The sequence below is a fragment of the Amycolatopsis sp. WAC 04169 genome, assembly GCF_003947535.1.
GTDB lineage: Bacteria > Actinomycetota > Actinomycetes > Mycobacteriales > Pseudonocardiaceae > Amycolatopsis > Amycolatopsis keratiniphila.
In genome coordinates, this window is record NZ_QHJI01000013.1 from 124,002 (window position 1) to 141,292 (window position 17,291).

A 17,291-nucleotide genomic window follows, 5' to 3' on the forward strand; every position below is an offset into this window, starting at 1 on the left:
GCACGTGACCGCACGTCACCCGTCCTGCAGGTGAACCTGCCCACATCCGGGCAAGTACACACAAGTAGCGGTGCAGCCCTGTGGTGACGTGCAGTTGTCTAGAAAGATCGGGCGGGCCTGGATCACCGGACTCGTCCTGTCGGAGAACAACCGATCAGCTGTACGGGGCGGCGATGATCTGGTGACCGATGACGAAGCCGGTGAAGATGCTGCCCAAGGGGGCGATCCACTCGCGCCCGCGGAGCTGGTCCGCCGCTATCACGAGGGCGAGACGATCGAAGGCCTCGCCGAAGACCTCGGCGTGAGCTACCGGAAGGTACGCACCACCCTGCTGGAAGCCGGCGTCACACTCCGGCCGCCGAAGGTCCGGCTACCGCCGACACCGCCAGGACTCGTCCACGCCTATCTGTCGGGCCGGAACATTCGGCAGCTGGCGGAGACCTATGGCATGACCTACAGCCAGACGAGGCGGATTCTCCTGGCAGAGGGCGTGGTCCTCCGCCCGAGAGGGCGGCACTAGCCACGCTCACCTGGTTCTCCGAGCGGTACATCCGCCCGGAGAACCAGCACGGCTCGCGACGAGAACTACTGCCCCCGCAACGTGCTGTAAACGATCCACCAGTCCATGTGGTTCGGCATAGGTTGACCGCTCCTCACTCGCCTTGCGTTAATGGAAGTCTCACAGCCCGGATGGGGGCGTATCAAAACGCTCCGAAAAAAAGGCCGGATCACCGGCGAGCGTTCGATCTGACCTATCCGTGGGGCGATGAGACGAGAGCAGCGTAGCGGCTGCGGATCACCCGTACGCGCCGACCCGGCCTCCCGGATCCCGTCGACTTCAACGACACGCCACACGAAGGCCTGAACTGCAGGTTTGCCTTGCGCGGCCGGATTATCCGGGCCGCAAACAGGGACCCGGAAGTGGACCGCGCCGACGCCACGGGGGTCCACCGCCATGGCCTCATCCGCCTTGCCTGCGAGCAGACGCACGCGACCTGATCAGAAGGTGACGACAAGGCCCTGCCAGCCGCTGTGAATTCATCCTTGCGAGTGTCGACGCCCAGGCATTCAAAGTCTCCACGTAGCAAGCAAGGCAAATTATTCACACCATCTAGTGCCTACTGCGCAGTATCTCTGGCGTAGCTCTACTCGCCGCCCTCTCAACTCCGCCTTCCGGGCAGGATCCGGAGATGCGGAGAAGGCATCGCCACGGTGTCCCCTTCACGAGCAGACGGGACAAGCGGCCCACGCGCGTCGAGTTCCGCCAGCAAGGCCTCGATCGCCGCGGCCTTGGACCACTTGGCTCGACCTCGATACAGCTCCGCGGCCTCTTCCCACAGCTTCCGAGCGGCCTCAGGATTACCGTGGTCGCAAACGATCTGCGCGAGGACGGACAGCGCACGCGCCTGCCCCGTCGCGTGTCGTGATCGATCCGCCAACCCGACCGCCTTGTGCGCATGCCGCAGTGCCGCCCGATCGTCCCCTTCCGCGTGCCGCAGCCGGGCGAGGACCGTATTCAGTTTCATGACCACAGGGAGGTCCTGGCTCTTGTCGGTCAGCGCCGAGGCCGCGCGGCACTCCGTGTCCGCCTCCGCCAGTCGCCCCAAACGAACCAACAGGGCGGCCAGTGCGATATGCGTTCGCATCAGCGCTGTGGCGTCACCCGCCGCGCCCCGGCTCCGTAAGGCGCTCCGATACAGATCGAGAGCTTCTTGCTCATGGCCGTCCATTTCGCTCAGCGCGTCGGCGAGCCGGTGTTCGGCACTGGCACAAAGGGCCGGCTCTCCCAGCCTGCGAGTCAGCGGCAGCGCTTCTCGATACATTCCGGCGGCCTCGGCCGCGCGTCCGGCGTGCAGATGAACGCGTGCCAGATTCAGCAAGACCGTCACCCGGCCGATCAAGATCCCGTGCGCGTCGACCAGTTCCAAAGCTCGCAGAAGGCATTCTTCCGCTTTGTCATCATCGCCCGCCAGCATGTGCACCACGGCCAGGTCATTCAGACACGATGCCCATGGCGCCACCTCGTCTTGAGCCGCCGCCGACCGGACCGCGATGGTCAAACCTTCGACGGCCTCGGGGAAATCTCCTTGCATGAGCAGGAATTCCGTGACCAGCGCCGGAATGGTATAGGCTATCGGATACAGGTGAAACTCTTCGGCCATGGCGACCACGGCGAGCAACGCCACTCTTTCCCGCAGAACCCATTGCCGCGCCTCGACGGCGTCGCCGAATCCGGGCGGAGCCACTTTCAGGGAAATGTCCGGCAGGTCGGGCGGGACCTTGTGGGGATACTGCAGCCGATACGCGTCGAAAACCATGAGCAAGTAGAATTCGGACATTCTCCGTCTGGCGGCGTCCACATCGGACAGTTGGGTGGCCAGGGACGCGGCGTACAGATGGAGAAGGTCGTGCACGCGGTAACGGTCGAGGTCGGCGGGGTGTTCGATCAGATGCGCGGCGACCAGTATGTCGAGCGAGCGCCGCACCTCCGATGCCGGGCGCCCGTCCGCGGCGGCGATCACCGCGGTGGTCATCTCGGCGCTCGGGTGCAGGCCGATCAAGGCGAACACGCGCCGCTCGGCGGGTTCGAGGTCCTGATACGAAAGGGCGAAGGCGGACCTCAGGCTCATCCCCGGCCAGTCTCCCTCGTCGCCGAGGTCCAGGAACAGGTCGGCGTCGCGCAACTGGCTCGCCAGGGTCCTCATCCGCGTGCCCGCCCGGGAGATGGCCCGTTCGGCCACCAGGGTCAGCGCCAACGGGTTGCCGTCGCACAGCCGCACCAGCTCTTCGACTCCCTCCGCGTCGTCTCGCGCGCGGCGACCGATTCGCCGGGTCAACAGAGCGGAGGAATACTGGTCGGCGAGCGGGAACACCGTGATCACCGGCGGAGTCAGCTTCGCCGACAAGGATTTCAGGCGCCATCGCGAGACGATCAGTACCGTGCACGACGACAGGACGCCCAGCAGCGGCGCGACCTGATCGGAACTGCGCACGTTGTCGAGGATCACGAGCATCGAGCGCCGGGCGAGCAGCGCCGACAGTTTCGCGGCGCGGGCGATCGGGTTGACCACTTGGTCGACCGGGAAGTCCAGCAACGACAAGAGCGTGTCGACTATTTCGCCGGCGTCGGCCCTCGCGGCCTGGCTGTCCCCGCGGAGATCCAGCATGACCGCGCCGTGCCGGTACCGTCGTTCCGCGCGATGGGCCCATTTCGCCGCCAAGGTCGTCTTCCCGACCCCGGGGCCGCCGGTCACCACCACCGCGGCCCGTTTCGGCGCACCCGCGGAATCGGTCGTGTAAGCGTCGAGCAGCGCGATCAGATCGACTCTTCCCGCGACGTCGTCGACGTCCGGCGGCAAATGCCGGATCACGTGTTCGCTTTGGCCAGCGGGATCGAGCGGAGCCGGTTTGCGCCGGGGCATCACCCGTTCCGGCCGCATCAGTACCTTGTCGTTGACCGCCCGCAGTTCGTCCGCCGCCCTTGTCTCCCCCGCCTCCCGGTAACGGGCATAAGCCGTCCGGAAGAAGTCGGCGGCTTCGGCGGGCTGATCGGCTTCGGCCAGCGCCCGGATTTTCAATTTCTCGAAACTCAGTTCTCCCGGATGCGACTGTTCGAGTTCCGCCAGTTTTCGCACCGCGGCGTCGGCTTTCCCGGTCGCCAATTGCTCCGCCACGACGAACGCGTTGGCGGGTATCCACACACTGCGATCCCATAAGGCACGCCATGCGTCGGCACGCTCGGTCCGGAGATCGGCCAAGGGTTCGTCCCGGCACAACCGGACCGCGGAAAGCGCTTCGACGAGCGCGCGGTCGTGCTGTCCGAGTTCACGGAACCGGCGGGCCTTGTCCATCGTGGCCTGGAAGCCGAAGTGATCGACCAGTGCCGGCTCGATCTCCAGCAGGCAACCGGCTTTGCTTACACTCACCCTCGCGGGCACAGCCTTTTTGTCGAACGCCTGGCGCAGCTTCGTCGCGTTCTGGTGCAGCGTCGAAAGTGCGTCTTGTGGCGCGCCCTCGTGCTCCTGCCACACCCAGTCCACGACGACGTCCAGCGGCAATCGGCGGTTCGGCGCCGTCAGCAACGCGGTCAGCACCTGCCGCGGCCGAGGCCCCGCCCAGTTCACATCCACATTCCCGTGCATTAGCATGGCCGTCTGCCCGAGAATTCCGAAAGCGATTTCCACGAGTGCGCCCCTTCCCCATGGCGAACCCGGGTTCGCCACCCCTGTCCCGCCGGATCATTTTTCCACCCGTTCGCGCATAAGGCCAGGTCACCGGCTTAATTGTCAAACTTCGGCGATCACCGTTGATCATCTGTCAATGAACTGACAACCGGCCGAAGCCGTTTTCTCCACACTCGCTCCCATGCTGACTGCGGATACCGGAGTTCGAGCGAGGGGAATTTCATGACCGAGTCATCGTGGGTCCGCGGTCCGGTGGGCGATTCCGATCAGCACTGGGCGACACGCAAGGGCGTCAAATCCGTGCTGGTGATGATCCCGCACATCGTCGCCGGGAACCGGCTCCTCGATCTGCTGCCGCTCTTCGAAGCCGACCACCGCGTCCAGGCGGTGTTCACCGTCCCGGAATGGGAATCCTGGCGTGCCACGCGCGACTTCGTGGAGGCGCAGGGCGGCATAGTCCTCCCCTGGGCGCAGGCGCGGCGCGGTGCGTACGACCTCGTCCTCGCCGCCAGCCAGCGCGGCATCGACGAAGTCTCGGGACCGGTCCTGCTGGTTCCGCACGGCGGCGGCTTCGGCCAGTACCGGCCGTGGCGGCCTCCGGGCGCCGGCCCCGACTGGAGCCCTCAGGTCGGGCTCGACGCGAGCCAGTTGATGCGGGAAGGGCGGGTACGGGCCGACTCGATCGTGCTCGTCCACGACCGCGAATTGGAGGTCCTGGCCGAGACCTGTCCTCCCGCGGTGCCCGCCGCCGTCGTCGCGGGCGACATCGCGCTGGACCGGCTCATCGCCAGCCTTCCCTTTCGCGATCACTACCGGCGAGGGCTCGGCGTGACCGACGACCGGCGGCTGGTGGTCGTCACCTCGACCTGGTCCGACCGGTCGGCTTTCGGCCGGCACCACGACCTGTTCGAGCGGGTACTCGGCGAACTCCCGCCCGAGCACTTCCGGGTGCTCGGGGTCCTGCACCCCCAGATCTGGTCGCACCACAGCCTTTGGCAGATCCGTACCTGGCTGGCCGACTGTCTGCGGTCCGGGCTCGAGCTTCTGCGCCCCGAAGGGAGCTGGCGGGCCGCGTTGATCGCGGCGGACCACGTCATCGGCGACTACGGTTCCGTGACCGGCTACGCGGCGGGCATCGGCAAACCGGTGCTCCTGGCCGGGGACGGCACCGAACCGCTGCTGCCGGGCACACCCAGCGCGGTCGTCGCCGAGCACGCGCCCCGGTGGACGCCCGGCAGTTCCCTTCTGCCTTTGCTGTGCGAGGCGGAATCCATCGGCGTGGCCGGGCAGGTCCGCGAGTTGCTCTCATCGCGGCCGGGCCGCGCCGGCGCGATCCTGCGGACCGAGATGTACCGGCTCCTCGGCCTGCCCGAGCCCACCAGGGCGGTCCCGGTGTCCCCGGTGCGGATGGCGGAGGTGCTGCCGTGCCGGCCTCTGTAGCGGGCAGCTCGTTCCTCCTGTCCGATGCGAACGGCGGAACGTGCGCCTCCCTCGCCGACGTGCTAGTCCACTCAGGACCGTGTGCGGTCGCCGACGCCCGCGCCGTGATCGCGAGCGACTTCGACCGGCTGCCCGGGCTCACGATCGTCGCCGTCGCGTACTCCCCCGGCCGCTGTCTCGTCGGCGACCGCATGGGAGACGTGGTCGTCGTCGCGTGCGTGTCCGCCGAACTGGCGGGCGCGGGGGCCTATCTGTGGCTACTCGCCGGCCGTCGGCTCCGGCTGCTGCGAATGGTCTCGCCGCGCGGCCAAGGCCTCCAGCCGGGCACGGGCCCGCTCCACCCGAAGCCCGCCGATCGGGCCGCACAGGTCGAGCGCCTTGGTGAGCTGCGCACGGGCGGCACCGAAATCACCCTCGAGCTCAGCGACCTCGGCGAACGCCACGAGCACATCGGACTGATAGACGGCCGAACCTGACTCGTCGAGCACCGCGGCGGCGCGGGCGAGTTCCCGTTTCGCCGCGGTGATCTCGCCCGCCCGCGCGTCGATCCGCGCGAGCGACAGGGTGACCTCGGCCTCGCCCTTCACATCGCCGATGTCGTCGAACAGCTCTTGCGCGAGACGCAGATGCCGGGCGGCGTCGGCGGTCCGGCCCGCCTGCAGCAACGCCTCGCCGATCCGGCGGTGCCGCTGGGCGACGCCGCGGTCGATCCCGAGTTCCCCTTCGATCACGAGGCTCTGGCCGAAGAACTCGACCGCCCGCTCGAAGTCGCCACGGCCTTGCGCCGCCATGCCCAGCTGGTCCAGGGCGACGGACTCGTTGTGCCGGCTTCCGGCGCCCTTGGCCAGCTCCGCGGCCTTCAGGCATTCGTTCTCGGCGTCTTCGAACCGTCCCAGATCCAGGTGCGCGCGGGCCAGCTGGCAGCGCAGCCGGGCTTCGGCGACCGCGTGGCCGCACCGGTGTGCCGCGGCGACGCCGACCTCGTGCGTCCGCAGCCACAGCTGATAATGCTTGCGGTAGAGGAAGAGTTCCCACAGGGCTTCGCACAGTTGCCAGGCGAGTTCGTCCTGCCCCAGCGCGGACGTCTCTTCGAGCACCTCGATGATGTCCGGCAGCCATTCGTCCAGCCACTGAAGGGCTTCGGCGCCCGTGGCGAACAAGGCCGGCGCGCCCTCGTACCGGGCGCGCACGGTGCTGACCCGCCAGCGCATCGGGATCACCACCAGGTTCGCCCGCGTCATCCGGTGCAGGTACCAGTCCGCGATACGGGCGACGACTTCGAGCCGTTCGTCGTCCGGCAGCGCCCGCGCGTGCAACCGCACCAGATCGTGGAAGCGGTAGCCGCGCTCTCCGACTTCCTCGAGGAGGCTGGCGTCCGCCAGTTCTTGGAGCCCGTCCGCGGCCTCATTCTCGGAGACCCTCGCCGCCGCGGCCGCCGCGCCCACTTCGATCGTCGGTCCCGGGTGCTCGCCGAGCAACCGATAGAGCCTGGCCGCGTGCGAGGACAACGCCGAATAGGACGAGTCGAAGGTGGCCGTCAGCGACGCTTCACCCACCGGCGACAGCTTCGTCAACCGCATCCGTTCGTCACGGAGCTCCGCCACCATCCTGGCCACCGGCCATTTCGGCCGCGACGCCAGCCTGGCGCCCGCCACCCGGAGCGCGATCGGCAACCGTCCGCACAGTGCCGCCAGCTTCGTCACGTCCGGAAGTTCGCCCGCCACCCTCGATTCGCCCACCGATCGCGTCAACAGCTCGACGGCGTGTTCCTCCGGCAGCGGCGCCATGTCGACGAATCGCGCGCCCTCCGCGTGCAGGCCGTCCAGCCTCAGCCTGCTGGTGACCACCACGACGCATCCCGACGAGGCCGGGATCAACGGCCGCACCTGCGCGGCCGAGATGGCGTTGTCCACCACCAGCAGCAGCCGCATCCCCGCGGTGGTGGTCCGGAACAGTGCCGCCTGCTCGGCCAGCCCGACCGGCACCCGTTCCGGAGGGACGCCGAGCGCGCGCAAGAACGCTCCGAGCGCGTCCTCGGGCGGCACGGCCGTCTCCGGGGAGAACCCGCGCAGATCCGCGTACAGCTGGCCCGACGGATACCGTCCGGCGTTCCGGACCGCCCAGGTGATCGCGAGCGCGGTCTTGCCGACACCGCCGGGCCCGACCACCACGGTCACCGCGGGCGACCGGTCGGCCGAGTCGTCCGCCTGACCGGCGGCGGCCGAGTCGAGCGCTTCGAGTTCCGCGGTCCGGCTGGTGAAATGCGCGGGCACCGGAGGCAGCTGACGGGGAACCGGGGTGCCGGAGGGTGACCGGGCGACGGCCACCGCACCGAGGTCATCTCCCATGACCGCACCCCGGCGGGCGGCGATCCGGGCGCGAATTGCGCGGCCGCGATTCCCCACGTTCGAGAATGGAAATCCACGATGAACAAAATCGTTGGTCACGCGTCGAAGATCGCATGCTCGTGCCTCCCCACACGGCCGTTTTCTTTCGTCCGCGCAATCGCCTCATCCGCGAACTCCCGGCAATGCCCGAACCTCCCTGTCTACCTCGCCGAGCGGGCTCGCCGGCGGCGAGCACGGAACATCTACCCGAAAGAACCAAGACATCGGCCCTCCGAGCCCCCGATACGCCTGATCGCAGGAGGCACCGACGACGTCGCCACATACAGTGATCTCCACCACTTCCATTAGCGCAACAATGGAAAACGAGTGCGGAAATCAATCGCCGCGAAAGAATATCACCGGAAACGATCCCGAATAACCCCGAGACACGATTTTCCGGTCGACGACCGAGCGAAGAGTCCTCCCACGGAGCGTGACCGCCATCGGACCCGCTCAACGGCGGGGTCGCCCACTCGCTCAAGATCGTTTTCTTGCCGTTCATCCTTCTTTCGGGGCAATTCGGACATGAGCCATACCCCCGAGTAGCCACTTGTGTGACTTCTGTATGCTCCGCTCTCGCTCGATGGGATTAGTCATCCCCCATCCGGGCGAGCCGTTGCGGTCGGGGCCTGTGGTCGCACGCGGCACTGGCATTCGTGGTCCGTATTTCGGATAGGAGACACATGCACGGCAGGTCAGTTCTGGTTCGCGGCGGGATCGCGGTCGCCACCGCGGCCGTCGCGCTGACGATGGCCGCTCCGGCCGCCCTCGCCGACGACGGCGCGGCACGGGGCCGGGTCGTCGAAAATTCCGGCACCGGGGGTTTCAGCGTCAACTTCGAGGGCGGGCAGCACTACGTCACGAAGCTGTTCGGGCTGAAGCTCTCCGACGGCAGCAAGCTCAAGATGTACTGCGTGCAGGTCGAGGTCGGTATGCGCACCGACCAGGACATGATCGAACGTCCGTGGAACAAGTACCCGGACGCCGCTTCGCCGTTCAACAAGAACAACTCGAAGATCAACTGGGTCCTGCACCACGGCTACCCGGCCGTCGCCGTGAAGGCGCTCGAGGGCGCGCTCGGCAAGGACGTCAAGCTGACCGACGGCCTGTCCGTCGAGGAGGCCGTGACCGCGACGCAGGCCGCCGTCTGGCACTTCAGTGACGGCAAGAACCTCGACCGCAAGAAGCCTCTGCCGTTCGAGGGCGCCGAAGAGTCCGCCGACGTGCTGGCCGTCTACGACTACCTCACCGGCGAGAAGAACGTCGGCATCGGCGCGCAGCCGAAGCCGACCCTCGACATCGGCCCGGCCAAGGCCTCGGGCGCGACCGGCTCCAAGATCGGTCCGTTCAGCATCGCCACCAACGGTGACATCACCGAGCTGACGAGCAAGCTGCCCGAGGGCGCCAAGGTCACCGACGCCGACGGCAAGGAGATCAAGGCCGCCGCCATCAAGGACGGCACCAAGGTCTACATCGACGTTCCCAAGGACGCCAAGGACGGCAACGGTTCGTTCTCGCTGAAGGTGAGCGGCCACCTCGACACCGGTCGCCTGTTCGTGGGCGAGAACTACGCCAAGGTGCCCGCGCAGTCCCTGATCGTGGCGGAGTCCGAGAAGACCTCGGTCGTCGCGAACGCGACCGTGGCCTGGAAGCAGGGTGGCGCGCCCGCCACCGACACCCCGGCGCCCACCACCCCCGGTGGTGCCGAGTCGGGTGGCGGCGACGAGCTGGCCAACACCGGTGCCTCCGCGACCATGCCGCTGGTGATCGGCGGCGCGCTGCTCGGTGCGGGTGTGCTGATGGTGCTGCTGGTGCGCCGTCGCCGTAGCGAGGCGTAAGAAGCGAACGAAGAAGCGGGGCCGGTCCATTGTGGACCGGCCCCGCTTTCGCGTTCACCGGTCGTAGTGCGTGCCCGGCGTATGCCCGAAGGCGCGGCGGAAGACGTCGATGAACGCGCTGGTCGACGACCAGCCGCAGGCATGCGCCACCGCGGTCACCGGAGTGTCCTCGGCGAGGAGGGCCAAAGCGCGGTAGAGCCGCAATTGTGTGCGCCACTGCGGGAAAGTCATGCCGAGATCGGCTTTGAAGAGCCTGGCGAGAGTGCGATCGCTGGCCCCGACCCGGGCGCCGAGGGCGGCCAGTGTCCGGTTGTCGGCCGGATCGGCGCTGAGGATCTCGCACAGTGCGCGCAGCCGCGGGTCGTCCGGCGTCGGCAGGTGCAGGGCTTGCTGCGGCGAGGCGCGCAGCTGGTCGAGCAGGACCGCGCGCAGCCGGCGGCGTTCCGGGGTGTCGTCGCGCGGCGGATCGGTGTACGCGCGGATGAGTTCGCGCAGGAGCGGGCCGACCGCCAGCACGCTCGGCTCGTTCAGCCGCAAGGGGTTCACGGTCGCGGGCAGGCCGACGAGGCGGAGTTCGAGATCGCCGTGCGCCTGATGGGCGTGCACGGTCCCGGCAGGCACCCAGATGGCCCTCGTGGCCGGCGCGACCCAGGAACCCTTGTCGGTCGTGATCGCCAGTACGCCACGGGCGGCGTAGACGACTTGGTGCTCGTCGTGGCGGTGCGCGTCGACGATCGCGCCCGAGGCCAGTGACCGGACCTGGGTCGGCGCCTCGGGTAGGTGGCGGATTTCCGTCATTGTTTGTCATTTTATCGGAAGCGCGACACCGAGGTCCGCGACGAGCATGGCGGGATGCCGAAGATCAAAGCGATCGCCCTGCTCTCGGCCGGGCACGCCTGCGTGGACGTGTATCAAGGTTCGGTGGCCGCGCTGGTGCCGTTCTTCGCGGCCGAACGCGCCTACGGATACGCGGCGGTGTCGGGCATCGTGCTCGCCGCCTCACTGCTTTCGTCGGTGGCCCAGCCGTTGTTCGGCGCGCTGACCGACCGCTGGGCGATGCCGTGGCTGCTGCCGTCGACCACCCTCCTCGGCGGGCTCGGCATCGGCTTCGGCGGGCTGATCGATTCGTACGCGCTGACACTCATTTTTGTCGCCGTGTCCGGAATCGGCGTGGCCGCCTATCACCCCGAAGCCGCCCGGATCGCGAGGATCGCGGGCGGCGGCGGGCACAAGGCCATGGGCTGGTTCTCCCTCGGCGGGAACATCGGCTTCGCGGCCGCCCCCGTACTCGTGGCCGCGGTCATGACGCTGGGCGGGCTCCGGATGTCACCACTGCTCGTCGTCCCCGCGCTGGCCGGATCCGTGCTCTGCCTGCCCGTGCTGCGCGCCCTCACGCGTCAGGCACGCGCCGGCGGCTCGCGATCGGACGTCGCCGGCGTCGACGACTGGAGGTCGTTCGCGAAACTGTCGGTGTCGGTCGTCTTCCGCTCGATCGTGTTCGTCGGGCTGAGCACGTTCGTCTCGCTCTACGCACAGCAGCGGACCGGAGGCGGCACGACGACGGGCAGCGCCGCGCTGTTCCTGCTCTATCTCGGCGGCGCCGTGGGCACTCTGCTGGGCAGCAGGCTGGCGGGGCGCCGTGGCCGGGTCACCGTGGTCCGCTGGTCGTACCTGGCCACCGTCGTCACGGTCGCGGGAGTCGTGTTCGTACCCGGGCCCGCGTTCTTCCCGTTCGTGCTGCTGGCCGCGGTGAGCCTGTACATACCGTTCTCCCTGCAGATCACCCTCTCCCAGGATTACCTCCCCACGCGGGTCGGCACGGCCAGCGGCGTCACCCTCGGCCTGACGGTCAGCATCGGCGGCCTCGCGAGCCCCCTCATCGGAACGATCGCCGACCACACGTCTCTGCGGACGGCCTTGATCCCGCTGATCGCACTGCCGCTTTTGTGCTGGATCACAACGCGCACCCTGTCCGAGCCGTGCTCCGTCCAAACAGGAGCGGAAGAAGTGTCAATGTCGCGACAATAAATGATGTACGGCCCTGTACATCATCGGTTACCGGCTGGTAGGTTCCGGGAATCCAAAACGTGATCCACTTCATGATTCAAAGGGGAGTCATGACCCGAAAGCCCGCTCGTCTGCTGGCCGTCGCGATCGTCCTCATCGTCGGTTTCGCCGCCGCGCCCGCCGCCTCCGCCGCCCCCGCCACCGATCCGTTCTACAGCTACGACGGCAACGAACCGTTGTCTTCGTACAGCCCCGGCACCGTGCTGAAGACCAGGACGCTCAATTACCACGTCCTCGGCATTTCCACGCCGCTCAAGGTGACCCAGTTGCTCTACCGGTCCACCGACGCGCAGGGGAAGCCGTCCGCCAACGTCACCTCGGTGCTGCGCAGCCTGACCGGCGACAGCACCAAAGCCGTTTCGTACCAATCGTTCTACGATTCGCTCAATCCCGAGCACGGCCCGTCGAGGGCGATCGCCGGTGACGTCTCGCTCGGCGGGCTGATCGCCAACGCGGAGTCGCTGTTCATCGCGCCCGCCCTGTTGCTGGGCTACAACGTCGTCATCCCCGACACCGAAGGCCAGAAGGCGAACTTCGCCGCCGGGCCGGAATACGGGACGAACACGCTCGATTCCATCCGCGCCGCGACGAGGTCGCCGGGGACGGGAATGAACGACAAGACCCGGTTCGGGCTCATCGGCTATTCGGGCGGCGCCATCGCGACCGGCTGGGCGGCCGCGCTCGCGCAGGATTACGCGCCCGAGGTCAACAAGAACCTCGTCGGTTTCACCGAAGGCGGAGTGCTCGTCAAACCGTCGCACAATCTCAAATACGTCAACGGCAGTGTCGCGTGGACCGGGGTCATCCCGATGGCGCTCATCGGGGTCTCGCGGTCGTTCGGCATCGACCTCAAGCCGTACGCGAATTCGTACGGGCTCCAGGTGCTCAAGGACATGGAGAAAGCGTCGATCGTCGACGCGCTCGGCCGTTATCCCGGGCTGACGTGGGAGAAATTCGTCAAGCCCGAGTACACGAACCCGAACAAGGTGCTGCCGTACGTCGAGGCCGTGAACAAGATCAACCTCGGCTCCGCGCCGACGCCCACCGTGCCCGGCTACATCGCGCAGGGCAACAACGGTGCCGTGGAAGGCACTTTCGGCAATCCGCCGGGGATCGGGACCGGGGACGGCGTGATGGTCGCCGGTGACGTGCGGTCGCTCGCCCGGCAGTACTGCGACACCGGCAACAAGTCGATCAAGTACGACCAGTACAACCTGCTGAGCCACGTCGGGGCGGCCGTCGCCTGGGCGCCGCAGGCCATCGGCTGGCTCAACGACCGGTTCGCGGGCAAGGCCGCGCCGTCCAGCTGCGGGAAGATCGCGCCCGGCAACTCCCTCGCCCCGGAGGTGCCGGTCAGCTGACCGCTCGGTCCGTGAAGGCCTCCTTGAGGGACTCTGGGTCCCTTAAGGAGGCCTTCACGGATTTCGGGGACCGGTACGGTGCCGCACGTGACCGAGCACCGCAAGCTGCCGAAGGGGCCGCACAACCTCAGCCGCGACGAGGTCGCCGGAACCCAGCGGGCCCGGCTGATCGACGCGGTTCTGGAGAACACCGGCAAACGCGGCTACGTCGCCACCACGGTCGGCCACATCACCGCCACCGCGGGCGTGTCACGGACCTCGTTCTACGAACAGTTCACCGGCAAACAGGACGCGTTCCTCGCCGCCTACCGCGAGATCACCACCGAGTTCATCGGCCAGGGTGTCGCCGCGGGCGCCAAGGCCGCCACCCCACTGGACGCCGTCGCCGCCTGCTGCGATTTCCTCGTCGACTACGTGCACCGGCGCCCTACCGCCGTCCGCGCCGCGCTGCTGGAGATCTACGCGCTCGGCGACGCGGGGCTCGAAGCACGCGAGAAGACCTTGCGCGCCGGGGAAGCCGTCTTCGACCGGACGGCGGAATGGCTGCGCGCCACCGATGCCGCGCTGCCGTCACCGCCGCCGTTCACCGCGCGGACCGTCGTCGCCGCCACCATCGAGCTGATCACGCAGGCCATCTGGATCGGCACTCCCGAGGCCTACGAGCAGGCACGCGAAGCCGTCCGCTACACCTGGCTGCTCGGCCTGTTCGGGCACCGCAGCGTCGAGGGCTAGCGGGCGAGGCGCCGTCGTTCGAAGTCGACGATCAGTTTCGGATACCGCCGCGGGAGCAGCCGGACGAGCCGGTCGACGAGTTTCGCGTCGTTTCCGACGAGCACCCGCGGTTTCCCCGCTTCGACGCCATCGAGGATGATGCGGGCGGCCTGATCCGCCGGCATCTTCAGCAGCTTTTCGTTGTACACGCGGACGCGTTCCCGCTGTTCGGCGGTCGGCTCGATGCCGCGGGCTTCGGCTTCCTTCAACGCCGCCGAGGCGATTCCGGTCTTGACACCACCCGGGTGGACGACCGTGACCCGCACCGGATGCCTGCCCGCGATCATCTCCGTGCGCAGCGCCTCGGTGAACCCGCGGACGCCGAACTTGCTGGCACAGTAGGCGCTGAGCGTCGGCTGGGCCAGGAAACCGTTGAGGCTGGAGATGTTCACGACCTGGCCGTCGCCGGAGTCGATCAGATGCGGCAGGAAGGCCTTGGTGCCGTTGATGACGCCGAAGAGGTTCACCGCGAGCGTACGGTCGTACAGCTCCCAGTCGGCGTCGAGCACGGTCTGCCCGCCGCCGGCGATCCCCGCGTTGTTGTAGATCTGGTGCACCACACCGAATTGCCCGGCGACGGTGGTCGCGTACTCCCGCACGGCCTCCCGGTCGCTGACGTCCAGCGTGGCGCCCTGCACTTCCGCGCCGAGGGCCTTGACCTCGGCGACGGTCTCGGCCAGCCCATTTTCGTCCACATCGGACACCGCGAGCCGGGCTCCGCGCCGCGCGAGTTCGAGGGCCAGCTGACGGCCGATGCCGGAACCGGCTCCGGTGACGACGGCGACCTTGCCGCGAACGCCGCTCATCGGGTTTCTCCTGCCGGGTCGAGGGCCACTTCGGCGGTGAGCCCGACGAGCCGCTCCACCAGCTCCGGGGCGATGTGGTGCCCCATACCGGGGATTTCGACGTAGCGGGCACCGCTGATGGCCTTGGCGGTCGCCCGTCCGCCGCTGTGGTGGACCATCCGGTCGGTGTCGCCGTGGACCACGACCGTCGGGCAGGTGATGCGGCCGAGTTCGGCGGTGCGGTCGCCGCTGGCCTGGATCGCGCCGATCTGGCGGGCGATGCCGCTGCGGGCGCGCCGTCCCCCGGCGCGTTCCCACAATCCCTCGGCCCAGGCCGTTTCGACGTCCTTGTCCAGCGGGAACGAGGCCGAACCGAGGTGGCCCATCAGCGACAGGTGCCCGGCCACGGACTCCTCGACCGTTTGGGCGGGCCGCCTCGCCATACGCACCAGCGTCGACTTAGCCGGCTGCCCGACGCGGCGATGCCCGGTGGTGGAGAAGATCGACGTCAGCGACAGGACGCGGCCGGGATTCCGGGCGGCGACGGTCTGGGCGATCATGCCGCCCATCGACATGCCGACCAGATGCGTCTTCTCGATGCCCAGATGGTCCAGCAGGCCGACGGTGTCCGCCGCCATGTCGCCCAGGTCGTACGCGCCGGGCAGCGGTTTGGCCAGCAGTTGCCGGAGTTTGCCCGGGTTCGGCGCCTTGATGCGATCCGAACAGCCCGCGTCGCGATTGTCGAACCGGACGACCCGGAAGCCGCGGCGGGTGAAACCGTCGATCATTTCCCGCGGCCACGACGTGAGGTCCAGGCCGAGACCGGCGATCAGCACCAGCGGCACCCCGTCGGCCGGGCCGTCCTCGCGGTAGCAGAGCCGCGGGCCGCCGGGCAGGTCGGCGAAGCTGTCGGTCACGAGCCCACCGCCTCACGGACCTTGGCGCGGGAGAAGTGCAGCTCGGGATCGGTGATGTCCTCCGCGCGCAGCAGTTTGATGTCCGAGTGGTAGCTCATCGACGTCAGCCACGGCATGCGGTCGCCCTGCCGGGGGAGCTGGTCGAGCGCGCGCTGCACGTATCCGGCGGCGAAGTCCAGGAACGGTTTCGTCGGCATGTCCGGGTCGGCGAGGACGGGGCGGCAGACGTCGTAGCCGTGAGTGTCCATATGCGTCAGCAGGCGGCAGAAGTGCTCGCACAGCAGGCCGATCTTGAGCGTCCACGACGAGTTCGTGTAGCCGATCGCGAACGCGGCGTTCGGCACGTCGGAGAGCATCATTCCCTTGTACGCGACGGTTTCCGGCAGGATCACCGGTTTACCGTCGACGCTGAGCTTCGCCCCGCCGAACACCTGCAGGTTCAGGCCGGTGGCGGTGACGATGATGTCCGCCTCCAGCTCGCGCCCGGATTCGAGCCGGATGCCCTTCTCGGTGAAGGTCGCGATCTTGTCGGTGACGACGTCCGCCTGTCCCTTGCGGATCGCGGCGAACAGGTCGCCGCCGGGCACGGCGCACAGCCGCTGGTCCCACGGGTCGTACGGCGGGTTGAAGTGCTCGTCGACCGGATAGTCCTTGGGAAGCTGCTTCTTGTTGACGTACCGGATGAGCCCGCGGGCGGTCTTCGGGAACTTCTGGCAGAACTGCCAGACCGCGAGCCCCTTGCGGATGTTCTTGCGGCGGGTGAGCGCGTACGCCCGCTCGTCGCCGAGGATCTTGCGCAGGCCGTTCGCGATCTTGTCCTCGCGCGGCACCGGCATCACGTAGGTCGGGGTGCGCTGCAGCATCGTCACGTGCGCCGCGGTGCCCGCCATCGCCGGGACCAGGGTGACCGCGGTGGCGCCGCTGCCGATCACGACGACGCGTTTGCCCGCGTAGTCGAGGTCCTCCGGCCAGTGCTGCGGATGCACGATCGTGCCGGCGAAGCGGTCACGGCCCTCGAAACGCGGGGTGAAGCCCTCGTCGTAGCGGTAGTAGCCGCCCGCGTTGAACAGCCAGCCCGCGCTGAGGCGGGTGCGCTCGCCGGTGTCGGTCCGCTCGATCTCCAGCAGCCAGCGCGCCTCGTCACTCGACCAGGCGGCCGAGAGCAGCTTGTGGTGATAGCGGATGCTGGGCTCGATGCCGTTCTCGGTGATCGTCTCACGCAGGTACGACAGGATCCGGGGCGCGTCGGCGATCGACTGCTTGTCCCGCCACGGCTTGAACTCGTAGCCGAAGGTGTGGAGGTCGGAGTCGGAGCGGATGCCCGGGTAACGGAACAGGTCCCAGGTGCCGCCGGACGTGCCGCGGGCCTCCAGGATGGCGAACGTCTTGCCCGGGTTCTCGGTCTTCAGGTAGCGCGCGGCCCCGATCCCGGAAATCCCGGCACCGATGATGACCACGTCGAGGTGCTCGACGGGTGTGCTCGTCGTCATGCGGTACTCCAGCCTCGTCTCGGTTCTCTCCACGATGCGGGTGCGGCGGGG

The 17,291-nt window shown here is 68.1% G+C and carries 12 protein-coding genes; 6 read left to right on the forward strand and 6 right to left on the reverse strand.

Going from position 1 to position 17,291, the window contains the following annotated elements:
- The first annotated feature begins 88 nt into the window (after positions 1 to 88).
- Complete coding sequence (locus DMC61_RS41520; protein ID WP_199750162.1) at positions 89 to 520, forward strand: hypothetical protein; 432 nt, start codon at positions 89 to 91, stop codon at positions 518 to 520.
- A 640-nt stretch (positions 521 to 1,160) separates the two neighbouring features.
- Here the strand turns inward: DMC61_RS41520 and DMC61_RS33885 are convergent.
- Positions 1,161 to 4,148, reverse strand: coding sequence for a tetratricopeptide repeat protein (locus DMC61_RS33885; RefSeq protein WP_370456440.1), 2,988 nt, complete (start codon positions 4,146 to 4,148; stop codon positions 1,161 to 1,163).
- 258 nt (positions 4,149 to 4,406) lie between these two features.
- Between DMC61_RS33885 and DMC61_RS33890 the strand changes: the two genes are divergently transcribed.
- Complete coding sequence (locus tag DMC61_RS33890; protein WP_125694464.1) at positions 4,407 to 5,624, forward strand: hypothetical protein; 1,218 nt, start codon at positions 4,407 to 4,409, stop codon at positions 5,622 to 5,624.
- Positions 5,625 to 5,881: 257 nt separating this feature from the next.
- On the opposite strand, the gene DMC61_RS33895 is transcribed toward DMC61_RS33890, so the two are convergent.
- A complete protein-coding gene (locus DMC61_RS33895) occupies positions 5,882 to 7,972 on the reverse strand; it encodes a tetratricopeptide repeat protein (RefSeq protein ID WP_125694466.1) in 2,091 nt (696 codons plus the stop codon).
- 722 nt (positions 7,973 to 8,694) lie between these two features.
- Here DMC61_RS33895 and DMC61_RS33900 point away from each other — a divergent pair.
- Positions 8,695 to 9,849, forward strand: coding sequence for a thioester domain-containing protein (locus DMC61_RS33900; RefSeq protein ID WP_125694468.1), 1,155 nt, complete (start codon positions 8,695 to 8,697; stop codon positions 9,847 to 9,849).
- A gap of 54 nt (positions 9,850 to 9,903) precedes the next feature.
- Here DMC61_RS33900 and DMC61_RS33905 read toward each other — a convergent pair whose 3' ends face one another.
- Positions 9,904 to 10,647 (reverse strand): helix-turn-helix transcriptional regulator, encoded by a 744-nt coding sequence (locus DMC61_RS33905; RefSeq protein WP_125694470.1) that lies wholly within the window; start codon positions 10,645 to 10,647, stop codon positions 9,904 to 9,906.
- A 54-nt stretch (positions 10,648 to 10,701) separates the two neighbouring features.
- Between DMC61_RS33905 and DMC61_RS33910 the strand changes: the two genes are divergently transcribed.
- From DMC61_RS33910 to DMC61_RS33920, 3 genes are all read left to right on the forward strand, one after another.
- Positions 10,702 to 11,877: an MFS transporter gene (locus tag DMC61_RS33910; RefSeq protein WP_125694472.1), complete on the forward strand. Its 1,176-nt coding sequence runs from the start codon at positions 10,702 to 10,704 to the stop codon at positions 11,875 to 11,877.
- 89 nt (positions 11,878 to 11,966) lie between these two features.
- Complete coding sequence (locus DMC61_RS33915; RefSeq protein WP_125694474.1) at positions 11,967 to 13,277, forward strand: lipase family protein; 1,311 nt, start codon at positions 11,967 to 11,969, stop codon at positions 13,275 to 13,277.
- Positions 13,278 to 13,364: 87 nt separating this feature from the next.
- Positions 13,365 to 14,009 carry a TetR/AcrR family transcriptional regulator gene (locus DMC61_RS33920; protein WP_233595051.1) on the forward strand — a complete coding sequence of 215 codons (645 nt, stop codon included), beginning with the start codon at positions 13,365 to 13,367 and terminating at the stop codon, positions 14,007 to 14,009.
- Here DMC61_RS33920 and DMC61_RS33925 read toward each other — a convergent pair.
- The 3 genes from DMC61_RS33925 to DMC61_RS33935 are packed head-to-tail and all read right to left on the reverse strand — an operon-like array spanning position 14,006 to position 17,240.
- Complete coding sequence (locus DMC61_RS33925) at positions 14,006 to 14,854, reverse strand: SDR family oxidoreductase (protein WP_016332525.1); 849 nt, start codon at positions 14,852 to 14,854, stop codon at positions 14,006 to 14,008. The two genes, DMC61_RS33920 and DMC61_RS33925, sit on opposite strands and share 4 nt — an antisense overlap.
- Entirely contained in the window at positions 14,851 to 15,750 is a 900-nt protein-coding gene (locus DMC61_RS33930) for an alpha/beta fold hydrolase (protein ID WP_125694478.1), read from the reverse strand. The genes DMC61_RS33925 and DMC61_RS33930 overlap by 4 nt, the downstream gene beginning before the upstream one ends.
- Positions 15,747 to 17,240, reverse strand: a complete 1,494-nt coding sequence (locus DMC61_RS33935; RefSeq protein ID WP_016332523.1) for an NAD(P)/FAD-dependent oxidoreductase — start codon at positions 17,238 to 17,240, stop codon at positions 15,747 to 15,749. The genes DMC61_RS33930 and DMC61_RS33935 overlap by 4 nt, the downstream gene beginning before the upstream one ends.
- Between the last annotated feature and the right edge of the window lie 51 nt (positions 17,241 to 17,291).